24 protein-coding genes are annotated in these 24,272 nt (G+C 46.4%); 9 read left to right on the top strand and 15 right to left on the bottom strand.

What is annotated here, in order from left to right:
• The 9 genes from ACTF5U_RS09680 to ACTF5U_RS09720 form a co-directional block, all read right to left on the bottom strand.
• Nucleotides 1-1,956, bottom strand: a 1,956-nt coding sequence (locus tag ACTF5U_RS09680) for a retention module-containing protein (protein WP_438971424.1), incomplete at its 3' end; no start/stop codon positions are given.
• A 284-nt stretch (nt 1,957-2,240) separates the two neighbouring features.
• Nucleotides 2,241-2,693 (bottom strand): hypothetical protein, encoded by a 453-nt coding sequence (locus tag ACTF5U_RS09685; RefSeq protein WP_438971425.1) that lies wholly within the window; start codon nt 2,691-2,693, stop codon nt 2,241-2,243.
• Nucleotides 2,693-3,310 carry a nucleoid occlusion factor SlmA gene (gene slmA, locus ACTF5U_RS09690; protein ID WP_438971426.1) on the bottom strand — a complete coding sequence of 206 codons (618 nt, stop codon included), beginning with the start codon at nt 3,308-3,310 and terminating at the stop codon, nt 2,693-2,695. The genes ACTF5U_RS09685 and slmA overlap by 1 nt, the downstream gene beginning before the upstream one ends.
• Entirely contained in the window at nt 3,307-4,215 is a 909-nt protein-coding gene (gene argB / locus ACTF5U_RS09695) for an acetylglutamate kinase (RefSeq protein ID WP_438971427.1), read from the bottom strand. The genes slmA and argB overlap by 4 nt, the downstream gene beginning before the upstream one ends.
• Before the next feature lie 13 nt (nt 4,216-4,228).
• Entirely contained in the window at nt 4,229-6,874 is a 2,646-nt protein-coding gene (locus ACTF5U_RS09700) for a phosphomannomutase/phosphoglucomutase (protein WP_438971428.1), read from the bottom strand.
• Between the two features lie 27 nt (nt 6,875-6,901).
• Nucleotides 6,902-7,357, bottom strand: a complete 456-nt coding sequence (gene dut, locus ACTF5U_RS09705) for a dUTP diphosphatase (RefSeq protein ID WP_438971429.1) — start codon at nt 7,355-7,357, stop codon at nt 6,902-6,904.
• Nucleotides 7,329-8,558 (bottom strand): bifunctional phosphopantothenoylcysteine decarboxylase/phosphopantothenate--cysteine ligase CoaBC, encoded by a 1,230-nt coding sequence (coaBC, locus tag ACTF5U_RS09710; protein ID WP_438971430.1) that lies wholly within the window; start codon nt 8,556-8,558, stop codon nt 7,329-7,331. The genes dut and coaBC overlap by 29 nt, the downstream gene beginning before the upstream one ends.
• Nucleotides 8,555-9,910 (bottom strand): YihY/virulence factor BrkB family protein, encoded by a 1,356-nt coding sequence (locus ACTF5U_RS09715; RefSeq protein ID WP_438971459.1) that lies wholly within the window; start codon nt 9,908-9,910, stop codon nt 8,555-8,557. The genes coaBC and ACTF5U_RS09715 overlap by 4 nt, the downstream gene beginning before the upstream one ends.
• A gap of 8 nt (nt 9,911-9,918) precedes the next feature.
• On the bottom strand, nt 9,919-10,677 hold the full coding sequence (locus ACTF5U_RS09720; RefSeq protein WP_438971431.1) for a Nif3-like dinuclear metal center hexameric protein: 759 nt from the start codon (nt 10,675-10,677) through the stop codon (nt 9,919-9,921).
• Nucleotides 10,678-10,733: 56 nt separating this feature from the next.
• Here ACTF5U_RS09720 and ACTF5U_RS09725 point away from each other — a divergent pair, with 56 nt between their 5' ends.
• Nucleotides 10,734-11,405, top strand: coding sequence for a DUF4126 domain-containing protein (locus tag ACTF5U_RS09725; protein ID WP_438971432.1), 672 nt, complete (start codon nt 10,734-10,736; stop codon nt 11,403-11,405).
• On the opposite strand, the gene ACTF5U_RS09730 is transcribed toward ACTF5U_RS09725, so the two are convergent.
• Nucleotides 11,402-12,229 (bottom strand): CheR family methyltransferase, encoded by an 828-nt coding sequence (locus ACTF5U_RS09730; protein ID WP_438971433.1) that lies wholly within the window; start codon nt 12,227-12,229, stop codon nt 11,402-11,404. The two genes, ACTF5U_RS09725 and ACTF5U_RS09730, sit on opposite strands and share 4 nt — an antisense overlap.
• Before the next feature lie 123 nt (nt 12,230-12,352).
• Here ACTF5U_RS09730 and ACTF5U_RS09735 point away from each other — a divergent pair, with 123 nt between their 5' ends.
• The 4 genes from ACTF5U_RS09735 (at nt 12,353) to cynS (ending at nt 16,903) form a co-directional block, all read left to right on the top strand.
• Nucleotides 12,353-13,183: an SDR family NAD(P)-dependent oxidoreductase gene (locus tag ACTF5U_RS09735; RefSeq protein WP_438971434.1), complete on the top strand. Its 831-nt coding sequence runs from the start codon at nt 12,353-12,355 to the stop codon at nt 13,181-13,183.
• A 25-nt stretch (nt 13,184-13,208) separates the two neighbouring features.
• The gene (locus tag ACTF5U_RS09740; protein ID WP_438971435.1) at nt 13,209-15,368 is read left to right on the top strand and encodes a putative bifunctional diguanylate cyclase/phosphodiesterase; all 2,160 of its coding nucleotides are present in this window, start codon (nt 13,209-13,211) and stop codon (nt 15,366-15,368) included.
• 188 nt (nt 15,369-15,556) lie between these two features.
• On the top strand, nt 15,557-16,402 hold the full coding sequence (locus tag ACTF5U_RS09745; protein WP_438971436.1) for a formate/nitrite transporter family protein: 846 nt from the start codon (nt 15,557-15,559) through the stop codon (nt 16,400-16,402).
• Nucleotides 16,403-16,462: 60 nt separating this feature from the next.
• Nucleotides 16,463-16,903 carry a cyanase gene (gene cynS, locus ACTF5U_RS09750; protein ID WP_438971437.1) on the top strand — a complete coding sequence of 147 codons (441 nt, stop codon included), beginning with the start codon at nt 16,463-16,465 and terminating at the stop codon, nt 16,901-16,903.
• Between the two features lie 51 nt (nt 16,904-16,954).
• Here cynS and ACTF5U_RS09755 read toward each other — a convergent pair whose 3' ends face one another.
• The 5 genes from ACTF5U_RS09755 to ACTF5U_RS09775 form a co-directional block, all read right to left on the bottom strand.
• Nucleotides 16,955-17,806 (bottom strand): formate/nitrite transporter family protein, encoded by an 852-nt coding sequence (locus ACTF5U_RS09755; RefSeq protein WP_438971438.1) that lies wholly within the window; start codon nt 17,804-17,806, stop codon nt 16,955-16,957.
• A 115-nt stretch (nt 17,807-17,921) separates the two neighbouring features.
• Nucleotides 17,922-20,507: an ATP-dependent chaperone ClpB gene (gene clpB / locus ACTF5U_RS09760; RefSeq protein WP_438971439.1), complete on the bottom strand. Its 2,586-nt coding sequence runs from the start codon at nt 20,505-20,507 to the stop codon at nt 17,922-17,924.
• Between the two features lie 65 nt (nt 20,508-20,572).
• On the bottom strand, nt 20,573-21,244 hold the full coding sequence (locus ACTF5U_RS09765; protein ID WP_438971440.1) for a lysophospholipid acyltransferase family protein: 672 nt from the start codon (nt 21,242-21,244) through the stop codon (nt 20,573-20,575).
• A gap of 1 nt (nt 21,245) precedes the next feature.
• A complete protein-coding gene (locus tag ACTF5U_RS09770) occupies nt 21,246-21,869 on the bottom strand; it encodes an L-threonylcarbamoyladenylate synthase (protein WP_438971441.1) in 624 nt (207 codons plus the stop codon).
• Between the two features lie 55 nt (nt 21,870-21,924).
• Nucleotides 21,925-22,755, bottom strand: a complete 831-nt coding sequence (locus ACTF5U_RS09775; RefSeq protein WP_438971442.1) for a PHP domain-containing protein — start codon at nt 22,753-22,755, stop codon at nt 21,925-21,927.
• Nucleotides 22,756-22,807: 52 nt separating this feature from the next.
• On the opposite strand from ACTF5U_RS09775, the gene ACTF5U_RS09780 reads away from it, so the two are divergent.
• The 4 genes from ACTF5U_RS09780 to ACTF5U_RS09795 all read left to right on the top strand — a co-directional run.
• Nucleotides 22,808-23,386, top strand: coding sequence for a septation protein A (locus ACTF5U_RS09780; protein ID WP_438971443.1), 579 nt, complete (start codon nt 22,808-22,810; stop codon nt 23,384-23,386).
• A gap of 9 nt (nt 23,387-23,395) precedes the next feature.
• The gene (locus tag ACTF5U_RS09785) at nt 23,396-23,695 is read left to right on the top strand and encodes a YciI family protein (RefSeq protein ID WP_438971444.1); all 300 of its coding nucleotides are present in this window, start codon (nt 23,396-23,398) and stop codon (nt 23,693-23,695) included.
• Nucleotides 23,692-23,961, top strand: coding sequence for a BolA family protein (locus ACTF5U_RS09790; RefSeq protein ID WP_438971445.1), 270 nt, complete (start codon nt 23,692-23,694; stop codon nt 23,959-23,961). Before ACTF5U_RS09785 ends, ACTF5U_RS09790 begins: the two co-directional genes overlap by 4 nt.
• A 10-nt stretch (nt 23,962-23,971) precedes the next feature.
• On the top strand, nt 23,972-24,272 hold a 301-nt coding region (locus ACTF5U_RS09795), incomplete at its 3' end, for a hypothetical protein (RefSeq protein ID WP_438971446.1).

A 24,272-nucleotide genomic window follows, 5' to 3' on the forward strand; every position in this document is an offset into this window, starting at 1 on the left:
TACATTGCTGGATGTATTCGAGCCATTTGTAAGAGAGAAACCAAAGATGTCGTTTAACAGGTTCTCATCATTGCTGCCGGATGAGCCATTGATAACCAACTGACCACCGGCTTCTACAAATGATTTGATAGCTTGCTTGGCGTCGGTATCCAATGCACTGTTCAAATCACCGCTCTCAAGTTCCGGCATCAACAGAACACCATTGACCGTAGCGCCTGCATCGTAGCTGTCGCCAGCGTTACCATCGATACCTTCTTCATCGACGGATACCGCTTCTGGCGTACCGATAACTGGCATATCATCATCGATGCTTAAATCGAAGCTGCCATACGCCTGGTCACCATCCGCATCTGTGGCTGTGTAGTTGAGTGTAATATCCAGGTTATCTTCTGTACCGAGAGATTCACCCTCAGCACCTTCCGGGTGATCGAGGTTATCAAGCAGCTCAATATTCACTTCACTGTCGGTACCATAACCATAATCATCAACATCGACATGGATGTTGATAACCGGCTGCCCATCCGCAGTACCTTCCAGTGTATTGGTTGTTGAGTTCCAACTGAACTGCACTTCGACACCATTTGAGGTCAGCACGTTACCGAATTGATCGACAATGCCTTCCGCACTAATTTCAACTGGGTTTTCTGCTGCCGGACCATCAGCACCAAAATTGATTGGCAGTGTCATGGATGAAGAACTGAAGTCATCACCCGGTGAATCGGTGTTACCTACACCGTCATCTGTGTCATCTTCATCAACGGCAGCCATTTCGTATTCATAAGGGTAATCGCTGTATTCACCCTGCTCTTGAGGATAGTCCTGCTCTCCAATGACCGGACTATCATCGTCAACGTTGAGTTGAACAATGCCTTGTGCAGAATCACCATCGGAATCCGTGATAGTAAACGCCATGTTGATCAGCAGATTTTCTTCAAATGCGCCTTCTTCAGCGGTATCGGCATGATCCAATGGACCATAGATACCAGCAGTGAAGTTGAGTGTTACCGGATCGATTTGGGCGCTGAAGATAATTTCCGCACCCTCCTGAGGACCTTCGTCGATCTGTTGGCGAGAAGAAACTGGAGAGTATTCACCTTCTCCAGCGATATAACCAATCAAGGTTAAACCATCGGCAGATACCCAAATCTGAACCGGCTCACCGCCCGAGGTCAGACCTGTAGGTTGGCTAACAACTGGGTTAAAGCTAATACTTCCAGGACCATCGAAACCGAAGTCAGCATTCAATGCACCGGAAAAGAAAGTTGGGGTTGGTGAGGGTAGGTCATCACCGGGCTGATCTTCATCACCAACGCCTGCGTCGGGATAATCGCCTAAATTAAGGCCCGTGGCCGCCAGAAATTCTGGCTGAATACCATCAAGAAAGTCATTAATAGCCTGCGATGTTTCTTCGTCATTTCTGCCCAAATCATCTTCATCAAGCAATACAGTGACAAGACCCGCTGTCGGCGTACCTTCAAGCAGTTGCTCATCTTCGACTTCTTCTATTTCATTGCTAACCCCGATGGTGTCAAAACCAGCCTCAGGGGTGACTTCAGGGTTCAGATAATTCACGAAGACAGCATCGTGCCCTTCATTACCACCTTGTACACCGGCACCGGCCGCAGTGGCTTCACCCGCTTCTGTCGGGTCTTCGCCTTCAAGGATAGCCTGTTGGATAGCAGCAACATCATCAGGAACTGCTTGATCTTCTGTTTCAGCAACATCTGTGCTGTTAGGATTAAAGACTGCATTGTCGAGTAATGCTTGGGAATTTCTACCCAGATCCATCACACTGCCATCAGCAAACTCAACTTCAACCGCACCGGCTGAGCCAGTGGAGATTAGTTCATTAGCATAAACTCTGTCTCCCGCTTGCAGGGTTCTGATAGAACCATCTGCTGCTGTTGCTGTTACGTTGCCATTAACTGCTTTAATAATACCGATCTGAGTAGCCATACACTTCTCCTGAGTTTAGAGCTTTATCTATCCATGAAATGAACCATTCGGAATTCGGTTCACTTCCTTGTCTAAAGTTGTATTCACACAGTGCTGTTTAAACTAAACAACAGTGAACACAAAATGTCGAAGTCTATTCTTAACTAGAACAGGGAGCAGATCTATTGTACAAAGGTACTAAGTGAGGATTATTTTCCTGAACAGGAATTTAGCTTAAAAGTGTTGGTGCTATTGGGATTGCGAGAAATCTCATCTTTAAAACAACAAAATTAATTTAAAAATAATTAATTATTTTTCACCAATTTTGGTTTTCGTTTGCTCTGCATGGCGGTATTAGCAAGATTGTCCAACAACTCTGTGATGAGTTTGCGTGGCAGCCAGGACTCGCCATCATTTACGACTCTGACAGCTCTAACAATGGCATGACGTTGTTCGTATTGCACAAAACCTCTACAGGTAAAGTCTGACTGCTCTAGCCGAGCATAATCTGCTTCAAGTTCGGTAATGATCAAAGTTTTGGTGTCAGGGCTTCGAACATGAGTCATCAGACAGACTTCATCAGCTGAGAACTGGCTGGATGCATCTGAAATAACAAGGATGTCGGGATTGATTTGCGTCACTTCAGCAAGAATGGCTTCATGCTCAGTTGCTGTAATAATAGATAAATGGATATCTGCCTGACTTTGCAGCAAAGCTTTTTCTTTAACAATATCATTACCTATTAGACAAACTCTCATTATTTATATGCTCTTAATACGTTAGCAACCAGTTGCCATTGTTGTTCCCAACCCGCTAGTGGTGACTGACGATAACTACTACGGACATACTGTTGCATATGCCCTTCAATTATCGTTAACAGAAGATTAGCCGTTTCATTGACAGGACGTCCGCCCGCTTCTGTCAGGCTCAGTTCACGTTCACGCAATATTTGTCTGAATTGCGTTTCAAGTCGATCAAAGAACTGACTGACTCGGACGCGTAGGCGTTCGGTTTCGCCGGTTAACGCTGCGCCGACCAAAACACTACTGATGCCGGGATTTTTGGCGCTGAATCCAAGCAACACGGTCATGATCTTTTCGATACGAGGCAAAGCATTCTGTTCTTCTTCAGTGATACGGCGAATCAGACCAAACACCGTATCTTCGGCAAAACCGATCAGCCCTTCAAACATTCTCGCCTTACTGGGGAAATGCCGATATAGAGCAGCTTCTGACACATTAAGACTGGCCGCTAATTTCGCTGTGGTAATTCGTTCGCCAGGATATTGTTCCAGCTGTGAAGCCAGAGCTTCCAGAATTTGCTGACGACGGGAGCTTTTAGCTTCTGCTCTGGTTGGTTGTACATTGTCGTTCATCGTCCGCCCCCACGAATCAAGGTACCCACACCCTCATCTGTAAACATTTCCAGTAACACGGCATGTTGAACCCTACCATCGATAATATGCGCCGTGGTCACGCCCGCCTGAACGGCATCAAGCGCGCACCCAATTTTCGGCAACATACCACCGTAAATCACACCTTCTTCAATTAAATCACTCACTTGTTTTGCATTCAGGCCGGTCAATAACTCACCATCAGCATCCAGCAGACCCGCTGTATTTGTCAACAAAATCAGTTTCTCAGCTTGCAGGACTTCAGCAATTTTGCCTGCTACCAGATCAGCATTGATATTGTACGATTCGCCATTGTTACCGACACCGATGGGAGCAATAACCGGAATAAAATCACTGTGGATCAGCATATCGATAACACTGGTATCAATACTGGACACATTACCCACATGACCCAGATCGATGAGTTCTGATGCGTTAATGGATGGATCTGAACTATCACGCGCTACATGCAGTTTCTCGGCATAGATCAAACTGCCGTCTTTGCCGGTTAAACCCACAGCACGCCCACCATGACTGTTAATGAGATTAACGATACTTTTGTTAACCTGACCGCCCAATACCATTTCCACGATATCCATGGTTTCACGGTCAGTGACCCGCATGCCGTTGATAAACTCACTTTGTTTACCAACCCGCTTAAGCAAGTCACCAATCTGAGGTCCACCGCCATGAACGATAACCGGATTGATTCCAACCGCTTTCAGTAACACCACATCTCGCGCAAAGCTGTTTTTCAGATCCTCATCCACCATGGCATTACCACCGTATTTAATGACCAGCGTTTTTCCGGAAAAACGCTGGATATACGGCAATGCCTCAGTTAAAACCTGAGCGATGTGGGTAGCGCGTTGTGTGTTTAAGCTCATTTAATTATTCTTTTTAAAATAATAGCGACAGCGTCGGCTTGATCTGCAGCATCTGCTGAATAAAGATTTGTTTAATATGTTCCAACTCTTCATCCGTGTTGGCTTCAAATCGCAACGTCAGTCCCGGCACTGTATTAGATGCTCTGACCAGGCCCCAACCACCGGGGTAATCTGCCCTTACACCATCTACTATGCTTATCTTGCCACCAAGGGACTCAACATTTTCTTGCAGTTGCTGGATGAATTTGACGCTTTCGCCCTCTTTCATCTTAATGATGATCTCCGGTGTACTGACTCTTTGCGGCAATGCAGCAAAAATCTCGGTAGGTGTCATGTCCTGCTTATTAGCAGCGAGCAATTCTAACAAGCGTGCTGCCGAGTATAAAGCATCGTCAAACCCATACCAGCGATCTTTGAAAAACAGGTGTCCAGTCATTTCTCCCGCCAGCAAGGCGTTTTCTTCGGCCATCATTTTTTTTATTACTGAGTGACCCGAAGGCGACATAATCGGTCGGCCACCGGCGCGTTTAATGCCCTCTTCTAGCAAATTGGTACTTTTTACATCGTAAATAATGGAAGCACCCGGGTTTTCTGCCAGTAAATGTTGCGCCATTAACAGCAGTAAACGATCGGGCCAGATAATATTGCCGTTAGTGTCTACAACACCCAGGCGATCGCCATCACCATCAAATGCCAACCCTATTTCAGCTTGCTGGGCTTTCACAACATTGATCAGGTCCTGCATATTCTTGGGTTGACCAGGATCAGGATGGTGGTTGGGAAACGTGCCATCCACTTCGCAATAAAGCTCTGTCACATCACAGCCAATCGCTCTAAGCACATCTCCGGCAACATGCCCCGCGACGCCATTGCCGCAGTCGACCACCACGCGCATGTTACGGGCAAGCTGCACATCACTTTTAATGCGTTCAATATACGCTTCTTTGATATTCTGAACTGAGCGTCGACCCTGACCTTTTTTCAGTCGCTTGTTTTTAAGACGTTCGTAGAGCGCATAAACGCTCTCACCCAGTAATGTTTTACCTGCTATGACGACTTTTAGACCATTAAAATTGACCGGGTTATGACTACCGGTAATCATTGCGCCGGTATACGTCTGCAGATGTTCACACGCAAAATAAACCATCGGGGTAGGGACTTCTCCCAGAACAATGACATCGCATCCAGTACTCAATACGCCTGCTATAAAGGCATCCGACAGGCTCTCACTGGAAATACGACCATCTCTGCCCACAACCAGTTTGGTCTGCTCTTGATCAAGCGCTTCACTACCCACAGCCATCCCCAACTGATGCATCACATCTTTGGTCAGCTGTTTATCAACAACACCTCTTATATCGTATTGACGGAAGATTGCCTTATCAGGCAAACCATCTTGCGTGGGCGCCGGAGATTCGTTCTTGGGGGAGAGATCAAGCGGTTCTTCACTGGGCACCTGCTCAAGATTAAACTCAAGCGGCGGTTCGTCTTTTTTAGGTTCCGGTTCCGGTTCCGGTTCCGGTTCCAATTCTGGTTCTGGTTCTGGTTTCGACGCAGGCGTGGGTGGCTCCTCGAACCTGATGTCATGCGAAGCAGAATCTAATGCCTGCTCCACAATGCGCTCGGCATCTTCTGAAGGTTCAGGAATCGGCTCTTCAATCGGTGTAACATCTTCAATGTGTAACGATTGGGGTTTGGAGGGTGCAGGTCGTTTAGGTACAACCAGACGATGGACTTCATCTCGCACATTGCTTAGAGCTGAAAACGCGATCAAATAGCTGGTTTTCAATTGTCCCTGCTCCAAATCCATCAATTGCTCATCGAGGGTATTCGCATCCAACCTTAATAATTTGTTAAACCAGCGATCACGCAATAACCAGAATATGCTCACCACCACAGATAGCAAAACAAGTAAAACGAGAGGTGTTGCAGAGGCAGTAGCACTTGCTGACGTCCAGTATTGTAACTGCCAGTGACTGTTTGCTATCGGATTGGAATAAACGGGGGCACCGGTTTTATATTGCGGATCACCAAATTGCGTCAAAACTGTCGACGCTTTTTTACCCTGGGTTATCTCAACGTAACTCTGACTTACCAACCTATCTAGAATCAGATCATCAATCCAGCTGGCGTTGACGGCCATTAACAGGGTGGCATCAGGATACGTAGCTTGCTCTAATTTTTGGGCCAATAAAACATGCGCCTGCTCACTACCCAGTTGCAGGATTGCCAGATCAGACTGTGGCTTTTGCTCAAGCTGACGCAAGCTACTTAACGAAGCAAAGCTGATGGGAAGACAGCCTGAGTCTGTAGGAGAAGAAACTTTCTGTAGCAACACACAGAGCTGTTTCACTTCAGGTAGTAGGCGCCTTATTTGAGTCTGCCATCTGTCGATCTCTTGCGATGAGCCACTGCTGATAACCTGAGCAAGCGCCGGCGATGATGCAATCGCAGCTAACTGATTTTGCTTTTCCCTGATGGCTTTCTCGACTGTGGCCTGGACGGTCTGGGCGTGTTGCTGAGGTGTGTTGTCATTTTGTTCAGGTGACGAGCTGAAAGTGGAGACAATACCAAGCAGTAAAATCACCGTTACCACCAGCAAAATCAGACTCACCGGGGTGGCACCTAACTTGATGGCCAGTTTATCGTTCGCTTTCAAATGTCATCTCCCTCAGCATCTATGCCTCTAATGACGACCCGTATGGCCAAAGCCACCTGCTCCACGCTCCGAGCTGCTGAACTCATCAACCTGTTCAAAGCCAACCTGGACAACGGGAATAAATACCATCTGTGCGATTCGCTCACCGATGTTGATTTCGAAAGCATCCTGTCCACGATTCCAACAGGACACAAACACCTGTCCCTGATAATCACTATCGATCAACCCCACCAGGTTGCCCAGTACAATGCCGTGTTTATGCCCAAGTCCTGAGCGTGGCAATAAAACGGCAGCGAGACTGGGATCATCAATGTGAATGGCAAGCCCGGTTGGAATTAACAGCGTTTCGCCCGGTGCTAATGTTACGGCCTCATCCAGACATGCTCTCAAATCTAATCCAGCAGAACCGCTTGTTGCATAGTTTGGGAGCTCAATGGTGTCACCCAGTCGGGAATCAAGAATTTTCAGTTGAATTTTTTGCATAGAATCTTTTTATTATCAAAGTCATTAAATCACGTGCCAGCTGCGTCTTCGGGGTTTGAGGCAAAACTATTTCACCGCCCTCCCAAAAAACCTGCAAGGCATTATCATCGACAGCGAACCCCTGTCCGTCACCCACCTGATTTGCTGCAATCATATCGAGTTTTTTCCGTTGCAGTTTATCGCGTGCATAGTCAGCAATATGCCGTGTTTCTGCGGCAAAACCAACTGTAAACAGCTTATTTTCAGTTTGACTGACAACCGTGGCAACAATGTCTGTGGTTGGTTCGAGTTCTAAAACCAGTCTGTCATGGGTCGTTTTTTTCATTTTATTGGCTTCAACCTGCAGTGGCCTATAATCGGCGACTGCGGCACAGCTGATAAAAATATCACTGTGCCCGGTTTCTGTATTGACCGCATCCAACATCTCTTGTGCGGTTTCAACGTCTAGTCGTTTTACGCCACTGGGGGTCGAAAGACTCACGGGACCAGCAATAAGCGTTACTTCTGCCCCCGCCTCCCGAGCTGCCTGGGCGAGAGCGAACCCCATTTTCCCGGAACTACGATTGCCAATAAAACGAACCGGATCGATTGGCTCAAAGGTAGGGCCAGCCGTGATTAAAACGCGTTTATTCTGTAACTGTTTAGGTACAACCAGCTTAGACAGTTCACTGACAATCTCAGTGGGCTCAAGTAAGCGACCTTCACCCTGCTCGCCACAGGCCTGATCGCCACTGGCAGGGCCAATACAGTGAAATCCCCGACCACGTAACATAGACAAGTTTTCCTGCGTCGCAGCATGACTCCACATTTTATTATTCATAGCCGGAGCCAGAACAACCGGCGATTCTGTCGCCAAAATCAGTGCTGATAATAAATCATCTGCCCGTCCGTGAGTCAATCGAGCAATGGTATCGGCACTGGCGGGGGCAACAATAATCCAATCCGCCCAGCGCGCGAGAGCAATATGCCCCATGGCTGATTCTTGATCGGCGTCAAGCAATTCTATCGCGACAGGGTGCCCACTCAATGTTTGCAGCGTTAGAGGGGTGATAAATTCAGTTGCGCCATGCGTCATGACCACACGAATTTCTGCCCCTTCATCACGTAGGCGCCGGATTAAATCAGCTGCTTTGTAGGCAGCGATACTACCGCTCACACCTAGAACAAGCTGTTTTCCTGACAGTGGTCGCATTTCAGTCATGTGGATTCTGTTTCCGCTGCTAAATCACGCAGGGTCATATCACCCAGTACTTGAGCCTGAGCATCACTCATTTTCTGTAACAGTTTATCGACGTCCTGATCAGCGAGACTATTGACGGTGTAGTCACTATTCTCCTCTGCTGTTCTCAGGCAGTGCATTATCGAAGCCACTGTAATTTTGGCTATATCTTGAGCAGGAACATAGCTGGTTTCTTCACCCGCGAGTTCGACCAACAAACCACCTTTTTCCAAACTCGATAGTAAGTCCTGCACTGCGTTATTGGTTAGGCCCGTCTGTGCTTCCAACTGCTGAATAGTGAGCGGTGGCTTATTGTTACAGAAACGTTTGGCAATGACCGTCATCAACCACAAGCCCTCTTTTTCACGTAAGCGGGGGCTTAAAATCAAAGGCCTACCCGCGAGTTGCACTAATTTTGGATGCTGCAGATAGAAAGCCACCTGCGCCCCCGTCAGTAAGATAAACCAGGCTAAATAGAGCCAGATCATAAAGAAAAATAAAATCGCGAAACTGGAATATATAGCTGTGTAGTTGGAAGAAGAAGCGACGAAAGAAGCAAAAATCGTCCCGATACTTATCCATAAAATGCCGGCGACAGTGGCACCAATTAGTGCAGGAAGCAGCTTCACCTTGGTATTCGGAATAAATTTATATAGGAATACAAATGCCCCGATAATCATCAGATAAGGCAATAACTTGGTACCTACCAGTAACAAAGTGCCAAACGGCTCAATAGAACTTAACTGTCGAACAACATCATTGTTTAGCACCGTAGCAGCAACACCCAGTGCTGAAAATACCAGAACCGGCCCAATCATTACTACGCTGAGATAATCTGCAAAACGCCTGGCCATAGAACGGGAGCGTTTTACGCGCCACACAAAATTAAACGCATTTTCGATTTTTTGCACAAGAGCAATGATTGTGTAGAACAGCATACCTAGCCCCACCGACCCCAGCACCCCGACTTTGACGTTTTGCACAAAACCAATGATATTGCTGGTGATTTCGGGGCCGCGTTCGCCCAGCGGTTCTAATAAACCGAGCAGAAGAGGCTCCATCTGGTTATGAACGCCAAAGGCTTTCAACACAGAAAATGCCACAGCTATTAACGGCACCAGAGACAATAGGGTAGTAAACACCAGACTCATTGCCCGCAGGTTCAACTCACCGGTAGCGAGTTCCCGTACCATGATGTAGAACACCCGTATGGTGTTGACCCACATACTCCAGATACCCGAGGCTTTTTCCGGGATATCTTGCCAGAGGGCTACCTTGAAAAAATAGCGCAGTTGCTCAAGTTTCGCTTGTAGCTTCTTTTGCACAGGATGCATCATAAAAATCAGACCGGGTTATCAATATCAATGAAATGATGACGGATATTAAAGCGTTGTGCCAGTGCTTGGCCCAAAGCCTGTACACCATAGCGCTCAGTAGCATGGTGACCCGCTGCCATGTAATTGATCCCCAACTCACGGGCCATGTGTACTGTGGGCTCCGATATCTCCCCACTCAGAAATAAATCTAAACCTAACTCTGCAGCCTGCTGCAGAAACCCCTGCGCTGCACCGGTACACCAGCCGACAGTAGCGATTGGACGCTCATGCGCCTGGATAACCAGCGGCTCACGATGGAGTTTTTGTTGAACATGATCGGTAAAATCCTGCAGTGGAATAGGGGCTGGCAAACAGCCGCATAAACCAATTGCCGGATCGCCGGTTCCGGAAATACGTCCATCGATTTCCAGCCCCAGGACATCCGCTAACTGCACGTTGTTACCGAGCGTTGAATGCGCATCCAAAGGCAGATGATAAGCCAACAGATTGATATTATTTTCCAGAAGTAATTTCAGACGGCGTTGCTTGATACCGGTAATACAGGGGTCTTCACCGCGCCAGAAATAACCATGATGGACAAGAATCGCATCTGCGTTGGCAGCAATAGCTGCCTCAATAAAGGCTTCACTGGCGGTAACACCGCTGATGATAGTGTCTATCTGATTGGTGCCGGCGACTTGCAGTCCATTTGGACAGTAATCTTTGAAACGCGCCGGTTCCAGCGTCTCGTCGATGTAGGCGAGAAGTTCAGTTCGGGTTATCATCAATTTTGATTCCTGTGACCGATATTCGGCCACTATATCAAAACAAGGGATTTGAAATGGAAGCAGTCAATATTATTGCTTTGAGTATGGGCGCAGCATGGGCCAGTGGTATTAACCTCTACGCCACGATTTTTATGCTGGGTTATATGGGTATAACCGGCAATATTGCTCTGCCTGAAGAATTGCAGGTTCTGACTAACCCGATGGTGATGACCGCTGCAGGCTTTATGTACTGCGTTGAGTTTTTCGCTGACAAAATACCCGGCGTCGATTCCGGTTGGGACACCATGCATACGTTTATCCGTATTCCTGCTGGCGCGATGCTGGCTGCGAGCGCGGTTGGTGACGTTACACCGGCCGTTGAACTCAGCGCGCTATTAGTTGGCGGCACACTTGCGGCAGGGAGTCATGCCACCAAGGCAGGCAGTCGATTACTCATTAATACATCCCCTGAGCCCGTGAGTAACTGGGGAGCATCAATCAGTGAGGACTTACTGGTGATTGGCGGACTATGGGCTGCTTTGAATCATCCGGTTTTATTTCTGATCGCTTTGGTATTGTTTATTGCTTTGATGATCTGGTTGTTACCGCGATTGTGGCGACTGATTAAAGCGTTGTTTCGTCGCATTGGAAGTTGGTTGGGCTTGTCTGATCCACCGCCTGAAAAACCAGCCATGACTGATCCTCCGGCGCAAAAGTCCAAACAGTTGGATAACGATTCAAGTTAATCTTTTTTACGGTAAATCGTGCTGTGAGGCGTTCGTACTGATTCGAAGGCGTCACTGTAACCGCTAATGGTCTCTGATGCACCTAAGAAAAGATAGCCGCCCCGGTTCAACGATTGCGCCATGCGTTGCAAAATATCTTTCTTGCGATCAGCAGAAAAATAAATCAGCACGTTACGGCAGAAGATAATGTCGAATTTACCCAAAGTAGCAAACCCCTGAAGCAGGTTCTGCTCTCTGAAACTAACGCGTTTACGGATCTCATCGATGACTCGCCAGCGCTCTTGCTGTTGTATGAAAAATTGTTGGCGGCGACTAGCAGATAAGCCTCTTCCTAGTGCGACATCCTCATACTCCGCACGCTTGGCTTCAGCTAATATCGAACTGGAAATATCGGTCGCTATAATCTGACTATTACCCAACTGACTGGCTGATTGTTTTCGGCAGTATTCGGAAAGAATCATACTAATAGTGTAGGGTTCCTGACCTGAAGAACAAGCAGACGACCATATTCTGATGGGACCGGAACGCTGCGAATCAAACTCTGGCAAAACGAACTGCCCCAATGTATCGAAAGGCATGCCATCTCTGAACCAGGACGTTTCATTAGTGGTCATGGCATCAATAACTGCATCACGTAGATGACGTGGATGACCACGTTCAATCAAGGCCATTAGCTCAGCCAAACTGGCAATGTCTTCTTCACGCATCAATCGCGTCAAACGACTCGCTATCAGATACTGCTTACCTTCACCCAGGATAATACCGCAGGCATGCTCCAAAAACGTCTTGAAGCGTTGGTAATCGAAAGAACTGATGTTTTGCATTTGCAGCATAGGTGTCAGGCATTTAGAAAAAGGAAATATACAGCACTTATCGGCCAGAATAGATAAACATTTACCCAAAGATAAGCTAGAGTGGCCCACATTGCTTCAAATACTGACTGAATCATGAAAAATATTCTCATCACAGGCTGCTCGAGCGGTATCGGTCTCTGCGCCGCTAAAACACTCCAACAAAACGGCTTTAATGTTATCGCAACGGTTCGAACCGAGGCCGATAAGGTGGATCTGCAGCAACAAGGTTTAAAAGTGCTCCTGATGGATCTCGCAAACAAACAAAGCATACAGCAGGCATTTAATGAATGCATGCAGCGATTCAACGGACAAATAGATGGCTTATTCAATAATGCCGCTTTTGGTCAACCTGGCGCAGTCGAGGATTTGAGTCGAGAAGCATTACAACAGCAATTTGAGACGAATGTATTCGGGACACAGCAACTCACCAATCTGGCCATCGCCGAAATGCGAAAACAAGGCTCAGGACGCATTGTCTATAACAGCTCAGTGTTAGGCATTGTGGCGCTGGCGTATCGAGGCGCATATAACGCCAGTAAATATGCGATAGAAGGCTTAGCCGATACGTTACGCCTAGAACTGCATGGCAGTGGCATCCATATCAGCTTGATCGAACCGGGCCCTATTACCAGTCGCTTTCGAGCGAATGCATTTGCCAAATATCAACAACACATTGATAAAGCCCAAAGTGCACATAAGCATGTATATGAGGCTATGGAAGTCAGACTCAATAAAGAGGGACCCGCTGCGCCTTTTACGCTTCCAGCTGATGCTGTAGTAAAAAAATGTCTGCATGCGTTTGAAGCTAAGACACCTAAAATTCGATATTACGTCACCTTTCCAACCTATCTATTTGCGGTACTCAAACGACTGCTTCCACATCGTGCGCTTGACTGGGTCTTAAGAAAAGTGTCTGATAATTAGATACTTGGCTTAATGTGGTTTGCTGATGTCAAAATTTTCAAGTAAGAGCATTAAGAACAGAGCCGCAATAAACACTTTTGTCAGTGCCTTGCTAACAGGTGCTGTCGGTTTGATCATTCCAATTTACCTACAAAGCGAACTCAACTCAGACACGAGTTTTATCAGGGAGCTTCTTCTTTTTTATGGGCTGGCATTACCTGTTATTCCCTTTTTAGCGGGCTTGTTTGCCTATCTCACCTATAGAGCTCTGTCGAAGCCTTTGGAAGATATTCAACAAATCTCGCATGCTTTACCATTCATTTCTGCTCAGAAATATGATGATGCCAAACTTATCTTTCAGCGCATTGATAAGGAAACCAGACTTCAGGAAGTGGCTGAATTACAATCCGCATCACTTGAGCTTGCACGTGTGTTAGAGCAGGTCGACGCAACAAGCGTCAAAAGAAGACAACTCATTCATAAAACGAATGAGGATTTACGAAAAGAACGTGACTTTATAAAAAACCTCCTGGATACGGCACAACTCATCATTCTGACCATCGACTCAAAGTTTGTAGTCACCATGTTCAACGAGCATGCAGAAAAACTGACTGGCTACCCAGAAAAAGAGGTTCTTGGCACAGACGTTTCACGCTTTTTCCCGGCGGGAAGTTGGGATGATGCCCAAACTTTTTTTCATGAACTTTTCGATGGCAACATTAATATCGCCCAACAAGACGCGGAACTAATCGATAAAGATGGTCATATAAGAAATATTTCCTGGTTACATTCAAAACTGCATAGCGACAATGGTGATCCATCTCTACTCTCAGTAGGTTTGGACATGACGGAGAAAAAAGAAGCTGAAAAACGCATTGTATGGCTGGCAGAGCATGACCCTCTTACTAATCTATGTAACCGACGAAAATTCACAGAAGAATTCGAAAAATCGTTGAGAACAGCCATACGTTATAAACATAACAATGCTTTACTTTTCTTAGATCTTGACCAATTTAAAGATATCAACGATACCAGTGGTCATGCCGCTGGTGATGAGTTATTAATACACGTTTCAAAAACATTAAAACAAGTCATCCGTTTTACTGACTTAGTAGCTCGCTTGGGCGGGGACGAGTTCGCTATATTATTACCAGAGACAGACTTACATGGGGCAAAAACGCTTGCCAGCAAAATCATAAATGAACTCTCTAAAATCCAGCTTGAATTTGGTGCTTTTAGACATAAAGTGTCGACAAGCATTGGTATTGTCGATTATCCACTTTTAGATGCCGACATTCATGAATTGATGGGGTATGCTGACTTGGCTATGTATAAAGCCAAGTCCAGAGGCAAAGGTACGTATCATATATTCTCAGCAGACGATCAAACCCGTGAACAACTCGAGTCACGTGTCTTTTGGAAACAACAAATTGAGCAAGCGCTTGAAGAGAAGCTGTTTATCCCTCACTTTCAGCCTATTTTAAATATTTCCGATTCGACAATCAGTCATTATGAAGTACTGATTCGAATGAAAAACCCTCAAAACGGTGAAATGCGTGCCCCAGCGAGATTTATTCAAGTTGCTGAAGAGGTAGGTTTAATTCAAAACATCGATCACTATGTCATAGAGGAAAGTATTTACCATCTTGCTCGCTTGCAGCAACAAGGAAAAAACATAAAGCTCGCTATCAATTTATCCGGTGCCGTCGTCGATGCGCCGGTTTTGTTACCCCTTTTAAAGAAACTAATTAAGGCTTCTCATGTTGATCCTACCGGATTAATCTTTGAAGTGACTGAAACAGCCGCTGTTTCTAACTTTCAGCAAGCTAAACTGATGATGACAGCAGTGAAGGCACTGGGTTGCCAATTTTCATTGGACGATTTTGGTGTGGGCTTTGCTTCGTTTAATTATATGCGGGAGTTACCCGTCGACATCATAAAAATTGATGGCATATTTATTAAAGATCTCGACAAAAACGCGCATGATCAACTTTTTGTAAAAGCCCTCGTCGATGTTGCCAAAGGGCTGGGTAAAAAAGTCATTGCAGAGTTTGTTGAAAATCAGAACGTTCTTGATATTCTGAAATCTTATAAGGTTGATTACGCTCAGGGTTACCACATTGGTCGGCCCGAAGCTCAAGTGCTCCGAGATACAGACTGGACTCCTTCCGTTGATTTAGAGCCCTACATCAAAATCGAAAAATAAATTTGCTTCATATTCGTGCATACCACGCTAATGAGACCGATCATTGTGGTGCGTCGTTGGGTTCATCGTCACATAAAAAACTCTTATCCTACTGAAAATAAATGATATTTTTATTTGGCATGGAATATGCCAATTATCAATCGCTAAACTTTTTAGTTTGTTGTTTTGTTGATGATTGGAGAAATTTCATGTCGTATGTAAAACCCAATGAGTTCGTGAAAACTATGGTGGATGCTGGTGAATCCAAGTTATTCATGGCAACTCGTGACGTATTAATAAGAGCCTTTATGGCCGGTGCTATCCTGGCTATTGCCGTGGCCCTTGCCGTAACCGCTGCCGTTCAGACTGGCTATCCCATCGTTGGTGCACTCATCTTCCCGGTTGGTTTTTGTATCCTCAACCTGTTGGGCTTTGACCTGTTAACCGGTGTTTTTGCCCTAGTGCCTCTCGCCTTATTTGATAAGCGGCCGGGTGCCAATGTGAATGGCCTGCTGAAAAACTGGGGACTTGTTGCCTTGGGTAACTTGGCGGGTGCTTTATTTTCAGCCGTTATGATTGGTATCACACTGACTTACGCTTTTACTGCCGAACCTACAGCGGTAGGTAAGGCTTTTGCCAAAGCCGCTGAAGCCCGAACCCTGGGTTTTGCTGAATATGGACTAGCAGGTTGGTTCACCGTTTTTGTCAAAGGCATTCTGTGTAACTGGATGGTATCTATCGGTGTTGTCGGTGCGATGTACTCGAAAACAGTTGGCGGTAAAGTAATTGCTATGTGGATGCCTATCCTGATCTTCTTTGGCCTCGTCTTCGAACATGCTGTGGTCAATATGTATCTGTTCCCTCTGGGTATGATGATGGGTGCACCAATCACTATCGGTGACTGGTTATTCTGGAATGAAATTCCCGTTATTTTAGGGAATATCGTCGGTGGTCTGCTGCTGACAGGCACAGTGTTGTATGCCACACATTACAAGCCAGGTGCGCTGCGTTCAGCGGCAGCAAAAATACCTTCGTCAGAAGCGACCAGCGCTTAATAATCTTTAGAACCGGTACTGTCTGACAGTACCGGTGTTTTTTACCTGAGAGGAATCACAATGAATAAGTTAGATATGACCCAAGCCATTATGGTTGCTAAAGAAACCAAGGAGTTGACCTGGGAACAGATTGCACAAGCCATTGAAATGTCACCAGTGTGGACCACATCAGCCTGTTTAGGCATGAATAGTATGCCTTCAGACAAAGCGACTGCACTTTGTCAGTATCTGGATTTATCGGCCGAAGTCCGGGTCGCCTTGGAAAGCTATCCCACCAAAGTCTGGGAGCAAGCAGTGCCAACAGATCCCCTTATTTATAGATTGTACGAAGTGGTCGGTGTGTATGGCCCAACAATGAAAGAAATTATTCAGGAGAAATTCGGTGACGGCATTATGAGTGCGATTGATTTCAATATGACAATCGATCGCAAGGAAGATCCTAAAGGTGATCGTGTTGTTGTCACCATGGATGGCAAATTTCTGCCTTATAAAGCCTGGTAAATCTGGTTCAGCACAGCAAGGGAGCTACCTCTTCGGTCTGCTCCCTTTTTATTATTTCGCTGCGTGAGGTGAATACACAAACACCAGATAATAGGTCATTGCTACAAATACGCCGCCACCAATGATATTACCCAACGTCACCGGAATAATATTCATCAGGAAACCATTCAAAGACAGTTCGTTTAATTGACTTACTTCCAAGCCACTCGCCGCAACTATCGCCGGATCCAGTGATGCCAAGATAGCAACGGGAATCATGTACATATTAGCGACACAGTGTTCAAACCCCATCGCCACAAAAGCTGAAATCGGAAAAATAATGGCCAGTACCTTGTCGGTTACTGATCTGGATGCATACACCATCCAACTCGCCAGGCAAACCAATACATTACAGAAAAGGCCCAAAACAAAAGACTCTGTTAGCGTGTTGTCCACTTTCGCCAATCCCACCTTCATCGCCGTTGCACCAACCTCATGATGATGTGCATCGAGATAGCCGGATAAATACACCAGATACACCATGACAAAGGCACCAATTGCATTGGCGGCATAAACAATTGCCCAGTTTCTTAACAAATCAGGCAGGCTCACTTTGCCTTTGGCCCAAGCCATAACGACCAGCGTGTTGCCCGTAAATAATTCTGCACCCGCAATCACAACCATGATAAAGCCCAGAGAAAAGGCTACACCACCAAAGAGCTTGGTCAGGCCATAAGCCATATTGCTATCTGTAATCGCGACTGTGTAATACATCGCGCCAAAAGCAATAAATGCACCAGCCATCAATGACAAAATGATTAACGACAGAAAATGCATATTGGCTTTATCGACACCAATCGTTTTGACTTTTTCTGCAACCTCGGCGGGTGTGAAGGCGTCTACGAACTTACCAAAATCAGACATGAAACTTTCCAGCCAGAAATAAAAGGCCGCAATTATAACAAGCACTTACTCTCAATAGTGAGCAATCTGCTTTTTTATTCAGTGAAAAAAGCCCCGCGTGGCGGGGCTTGATGAATTAGTGCAGTAACAACTGTTTAAATATGAGTTCGTCATTCTCAACAATAACGTTCACTGTATCCCCTGCACTAAATTTTCCAGAGAGTAGATCCTGAGCCAGAGGATTTTCAAGTGCATGCTGTATCACACGTTTGAGTGGCCTTGCCCCGTATACCGGATCAAAGCCTTCTGCCGCAATCCTATCCAGCGCTTCATCAGAAACCTGGAGTTTGATATCACGTTCACCCAGTCGCTGACGCAAATGTTCCAGCTGGATATCGGCAATCGCTCGGATCTGAGCTTGCTGCAATGGATGGAATACCACCACATCATCAACCCTATTTATAAACTCAGGTCTGAAGTGTTGCGCAACAATATCCATCACCGCATCTTTCATTTGCAGATAATTTTCTTCACCGGCCATCTCCTGGATCACATTTGACCCGAGATTTGAAGTCATCACAATAACGGTATTTCTAAAATCGACGGTGCGTCCTTGACCATCTGTCAGACGACCATCATCCAATACCTGTAACAGTACATTGAAGACATCCGGATGCGCTTTTTCAACTTCATCCAGCAGAATGACTGAATAAGGTTTGCGTCTCACGGCTTCAGTCAGGTAGCCCCCTTCTTCATACCCAACATAACCGGGAGGAGCACCGACTAATCGCGCTACTGAATGTTTTTCCATAAACTCCGACATATCGATACGAATCATCGCTTCCTCAGTATCGAAGAGGAAGGTTGCCAGCGCTTTACATAGTTCGGTTTTACCCACACCTGTGGGGCCAAGAAATAAAAATGAGCCATTAGGACGATTCGGATCAGACAATCCTGCACGACTGCGCCGTATCGCATTGGCAACAGAGGTCACCGCTTCATCCTGTCCCACCACACGGTCGTGCAATGCATCATCCATTTTCAATAACTTGTCGCGCTCACCTTCCAACATTTTAGACACCGGAATACCGGTCCACTTTGACACGACTTCGGCGATTTCTTCCTCACCTACCTTATTTCGCAATAAAGTAAACTCCTGCATCTCAGCCTGTGTGGCTATATCCAGTTGTTTCTCAAGTTCAGGAATACGACCATACTGCAATTTCGCCATTTTTTCGTAATCAGCATTACGATTCGCAAAATCCAGTTCCTGCCGTGCCTTTTCTAACTCTTCTTTGACATGCTGACTACCATGAAGCGACGCTTTTTCAGACTTCCAGACCTCTTCAAGGTCTGTATATTCACGCGCCAGTTTTTTCATTTCCGCTTCGAGGGTTTCCAACCGTTTTTTGGATGCATCATCCGATTCTTTCTTAAGTGCCACCCGCTCAATCTTGAGCTGAATCAAACGACGCTCCAGTTTGTCGAGTGATTCGGGTTTGGAATCAATCTCCATACGAATACGACTGGCCGCCTCATCTATCAAGTCAATCGCCTTGTCTGGCAATTTCCGGTCCGTAATATATCGGTGCGATAGGGTAGCCGCAGCCACAATGGCCGGATCCGTTATATCCACACCATGATGAACTTCGTAACGTTCACTTAAGCCGCGCAGAATCGCAATCGTTGATTCAACGCTAGGCTCACCAACAATGACTTTCTGGAAGCGACGTTCCAGTGCCGCGTCTTTTTCCACATATTGACGATATTCATCCAGAGTCGTAGCACCAATACAATGCAATTCACCACGGGCAAGCGCTGGCTTAAGCATGTTGCCGGCATCCATTGAGCCTTCCGCTTTACCTGCTCCAACCATGGTATGAATTTCGTCAATAAACAGGATGATCGATCCTTCCTGTTTCGACAGGTCATTCAGCACTGCTTTCAGACGTTCTTCAAATTCACCGCGAAATTTAGCCCCCGCAATTAAGGAGCCCATATCAAGCGACAAAACACGTTTGTGTTTCATGCCTTCCGGCACCTCACCATCAATGATTCGCTGCGCCAGGCCTTCTACAATGGCTGTTTTCCCCACGCCGGGCTCACCAATGAGGACAGGATTATTTTTAGTACGGCGCTGTAACACTTGGATTGTGCGCCGAATTTCATCATCACGCCCGATGACTGGATCAAGCTTACCGCTCTCAGCCCGAGCCGTAAGGTCAATCGTATATTTTTCCAGCGCCTGACGCTGTTCTTCAGCATTTGGATCGGTCACACGTTCTCCTCCACGCATTTTGTCTATTGCAGCTTCCAGTGTGCTCTTGTTACCGCCATGTTTGCGCAGCAACTCACCCGTTTGCGTCTTATCGTTAACCACCGCCAGTAAAAACAATTCACTGGAAATGTATTGATCCTTCCTTTTTTGTGCCAGCTTATCAGTCTGGTTCAAAAGACGACTCAGATCATTGGATACACGAATGTCACCATTACCACCTTCAACCGTAGCGATTCTGGTTAGCTGGAGTTCCAGGTCAGCCTGATAGGCCGGTAGATTGACGCCCGATTGCGCAAGAATAGGCTTAACACTGCCATTTTGCTGCTTAATCAAAGCCAGCATCAGATGAACAGGTTCGATGAATTGATGATCGTGACCGACTGACGTACTTTGCGCTTCAGCCAGTGCTTCCTGAAACTTCCCGGTTAACTTGTCAATTTGCATGAGCTATTTCCCTCTAAACATAGTGTTAGTTAGGAAATGGGGGAAAGACCCTGATAAATCAAGTGTTATTTAATACTGACTGAAATTGGCGTTTCGATCGCTTTTGCTATCAAGGCAAGATTATCTTGGCTGGATTCTAAAATATTGATGACAGGTAAAAACCGTAATTCAACATTACTGGGAATAAAAGGTGCAGTAAACACTTTCCCCTCTGCTTTGACGCCTTCAATACGGACAGGATAAACCGGACAACCTGACCATGCAGCGAGCCTGACGACGCCTCCTTTTATCGGTCTGGGTGGGTCACTATCAAGATGAATTTTCCCGTGTGGAAACAGGGCAATCACTTCACCGTTTTCTAAGGCTCGACGGGCAGCTCTCAGAGCAAGCTCTGAGCGTCCTTTACGATCAACAGGTATACAACCAGCAGCACGAAACAGCCAGTGAACGAGGGGGCGATTATATTCTTCTGTAGCGATCAAAAAGCGTAAAGGCCGCCGACAAGAGGCGATCAGCAATAAGGGATCTAAGCCAGACACATGGTTAGCAGCGATAATGGCTGGCCCCGATGCTGGTAAGGGCATCTGCCCCTCTTTTAAACCGTGCAGATAACGACAAAATATACGCGTCCAGCCATCCAGCCAATTAACATGTGGGCCACCCCAGTTAGTTCTGGAAAAAAGAAGGCCGATTAAGACGACAGCAATCAGACATAACCCGATAATACTCAGCGTCATTTCAACTTTCGAACGGGGCTGTATCCCCCATACCATAACGGGTTACTTCAGGAACATCGTCAACAAATTCGACGACCGTTGTTGGCTCAGCACCACAGGCACCGCCATCAATAATCAGATCCACCTGCTTACTAATGGCATCGACAATGTCGTCGGCATCGGTCATCGGCATGTCATCTTCAGGCAAGATCAGTGTTGAACTCATTAAAGGTTCATTCATTTCTTCAAGCAAAGCCAAGGCAATGGTATGTTCAGGAATTCTCAGGCCAATCGTTTTTCGCTTCGGATGCTGTAAACGTCTTGGCACTTCTTTAGTAGCGGGTAATACGAAAGTATACGGACCAGGCGTGTGCGCTTTGAGTAAACGGAACACGGCATTGTTAAACTTAGCATATGTCGACAGTTCAGATAGATCCCGGCATACCAGTGTGAAGTTGTGATCGGCATCAAGCTGACGTAAACGTCTTATTCGATCCATCGCGTTTTTATCACCAATTTGACACCCGAGGGCATATCCCGAATCAGTTGGATATACCACCAGACCACCGCGGCGTATGATGTCACAGGCCTGTTTGATTAAACGTAGTTGCGGATTATCGGGATGAATTTGAAAGAACTGGCTCATACGGGATCACACTGAATTAGTTTAAGCGGCTTATCATACACAAAGTGTAGCGGTTTCATGTCCATTGTTCCCACACGGGGGTTACAAACGGGGGCATAGCGGTCATTTTTCCCAGCTCCGTCCAGGCATTATCTGGGCTATGAAAATCAGACCCACAAGAAGCCAATAAATCGAAATCTTTTGCCAATCTGGCCATGGTCCTGACTTCTTCAGGATGCTGGTTGCCTGATGAAACCTCAATCGCAGCACCACCCAACTCTTTGAATGCGGTGAGTAGTTTCCTGCGTTTAGTGGCGGTCATTTTATAGCGGGCAGGATGAGCCACAACAGCCTGTCCTCCAGCAGCCGTTATCCAATTCACAGCCTGGTCTAGAGTAGCCCATTCACCGCTGACATAACCGGGTTTGTTGCGGACCAAAAAGCGTTTGAATACATCCTTCATATCTTTCGCATGGCCCTGTTCAACGAGGAACCGCGCAAAATGGACGCGTCCAAGCATGGTTTTGGATGCGTATTGTCCGGCACCTTCAAGCGCACCGTGATAACCCGCCTTTTCTAATTTGTCGGCTATCACTTCGGCACGCGTTTTCCGATAGTCACGGATGGCCGAGAGTCCTTGCTGTAGCTCAGCGTTGTCAATATCCAAGTTTAAGCCAACAATATGAACGGTGGCACCATGCCAGCTAACAGAGACTTCAACACCGGGGATCAGCGTAATGTCTTTAATCTTTGCTATCTGTCGCGCTTCTTCAATGCCTTCAGTGCCGTCATGATCGGTTAAAGCCAGATGCGTCACGCCTTTTTCAGAAGCTCGCTCCACCAATTGTGTCGGTGTCAGCGAACCATCCGAAGCGGTGGAGTGGGTATGTAGGTCATACTGAGTCATGAAATCTATTTTACGTTAGAATGCACAAGATCTAAATTTAACTGAAGTTAGCATGAAACTATTTTTTGATTTTTTACCTATCATCCTGTTTTTTATCGCCTATAAATTTGCTGGCGGCGAATACACTTTTAGTGGTGAGGTTTACCAGGTTGAAGGGATTTATGCGGCTACCGCTGTGATGATTGTGGTGAGCCTGCTGCAGGTCAGCTACAGCTGGCTGCGTCATCGTAAAGTCGAGCGAGCTCATCTCATCACCTTAGTTCTGGTGGTATTACTGGGTGGCGCCACAATATGGCTGCAAAACCCTGAGTTTATAATGTGGAAACCGACCGCCGTCAATTGGCTGTTTGCACTGGTTTTCATTGGCGCACAGCTATTTACCGATAAAACATTACTTGAACGAATGATGGCTGAGCATATCCAATTACCTATACAGGTCTGGACCCGACTGAATGTAGCCTGGATTATGTTTTTCATTCTGTCCGGCGTCGCCAATATCTATGTCGCGTTCAACTTTGATGAAGCCACATGGGTAAACTTCAAACTGTTCGGTATGCTGGGGTTAACCATCGTGTTCGTTGTTGCACAATCGATTTACCTTGCACGGCATGCCATAGAAGCCCCAAAATAAAAGGTCATTATGCTCTACGCCATTATTAGTGAAGATAAAACAGATAGCTTGCCGCGTCGGCTTAAGGCCCGACCGGAACATCTAGCCCGGCTGCAAGCATTACAGGATGAAGGCCGGCTTATTATTGCCGGACCACATCCGGCCATTGATAGTGACGATCCAGGTCAAGCTGGCTTCACCGGCAGTCTGGTTGTGGCTGAATTTGCTGATCTTGAATCCGCACAGCAATGGGCTGATGCAGATCCTTATGTGACTGCGGAAGTATATGCCCATGTTCAGGTCAAACCATTTAAGAAGGTCTTCCCATGAGTACGGTTGATGATATTAAACAAGCGCTGCAAACGCTTAACCCAACTCAGATTGAAATTGAAGATGACAGTGCCAAACACGCTGGCCATGCTGGTAACACCGGCGGCGGTCATTACAACCTCTGGATTGTGAGTAACGCATTCGAGGGCTTATCGTTACTTCAGCGTCACCGTCTGGTATTTTCTGAAGTCGATGATTTAATGCAGAGTAAGATACACGCCCTGAGTATCCGGGCTAAAACACCTGGCGAAGTTTCTCAGTCCTGATGGATTTCTGATGGCTGACTCCTCCAACCGTAAACAGCAAAACCAAGCATTTTTGCAGGAGTTGGAAAAGCAGCGTCTTGCAAAAGATTGCAATCGGATTATCGACTTGCGTGGCAAGGTTGCAGGTGAATGTCAGGCCTATGAGTTTGGTGGTCGCAAGCATTACCTCGATGATCGTGCCTTTCTTTTGGTTAAGCAGTTAATGGCACGATTTGACGGGCGTTACACCATTGGTGTTTACGAATCAGTGTTGAAAGCCCTTAAACTGCTCGCTCATCAGGAATCAACGCCTAAACAGGAACAAGATCCAT

Source organism: Methylophaga sp. (genome assembly GCF_965655755.1).
Classification (GTDB): Bacteria; Pseudomonadota; Gammaproteobacteria; order Nitrosococcales; family Methylophagaceae; genus Methylophaga.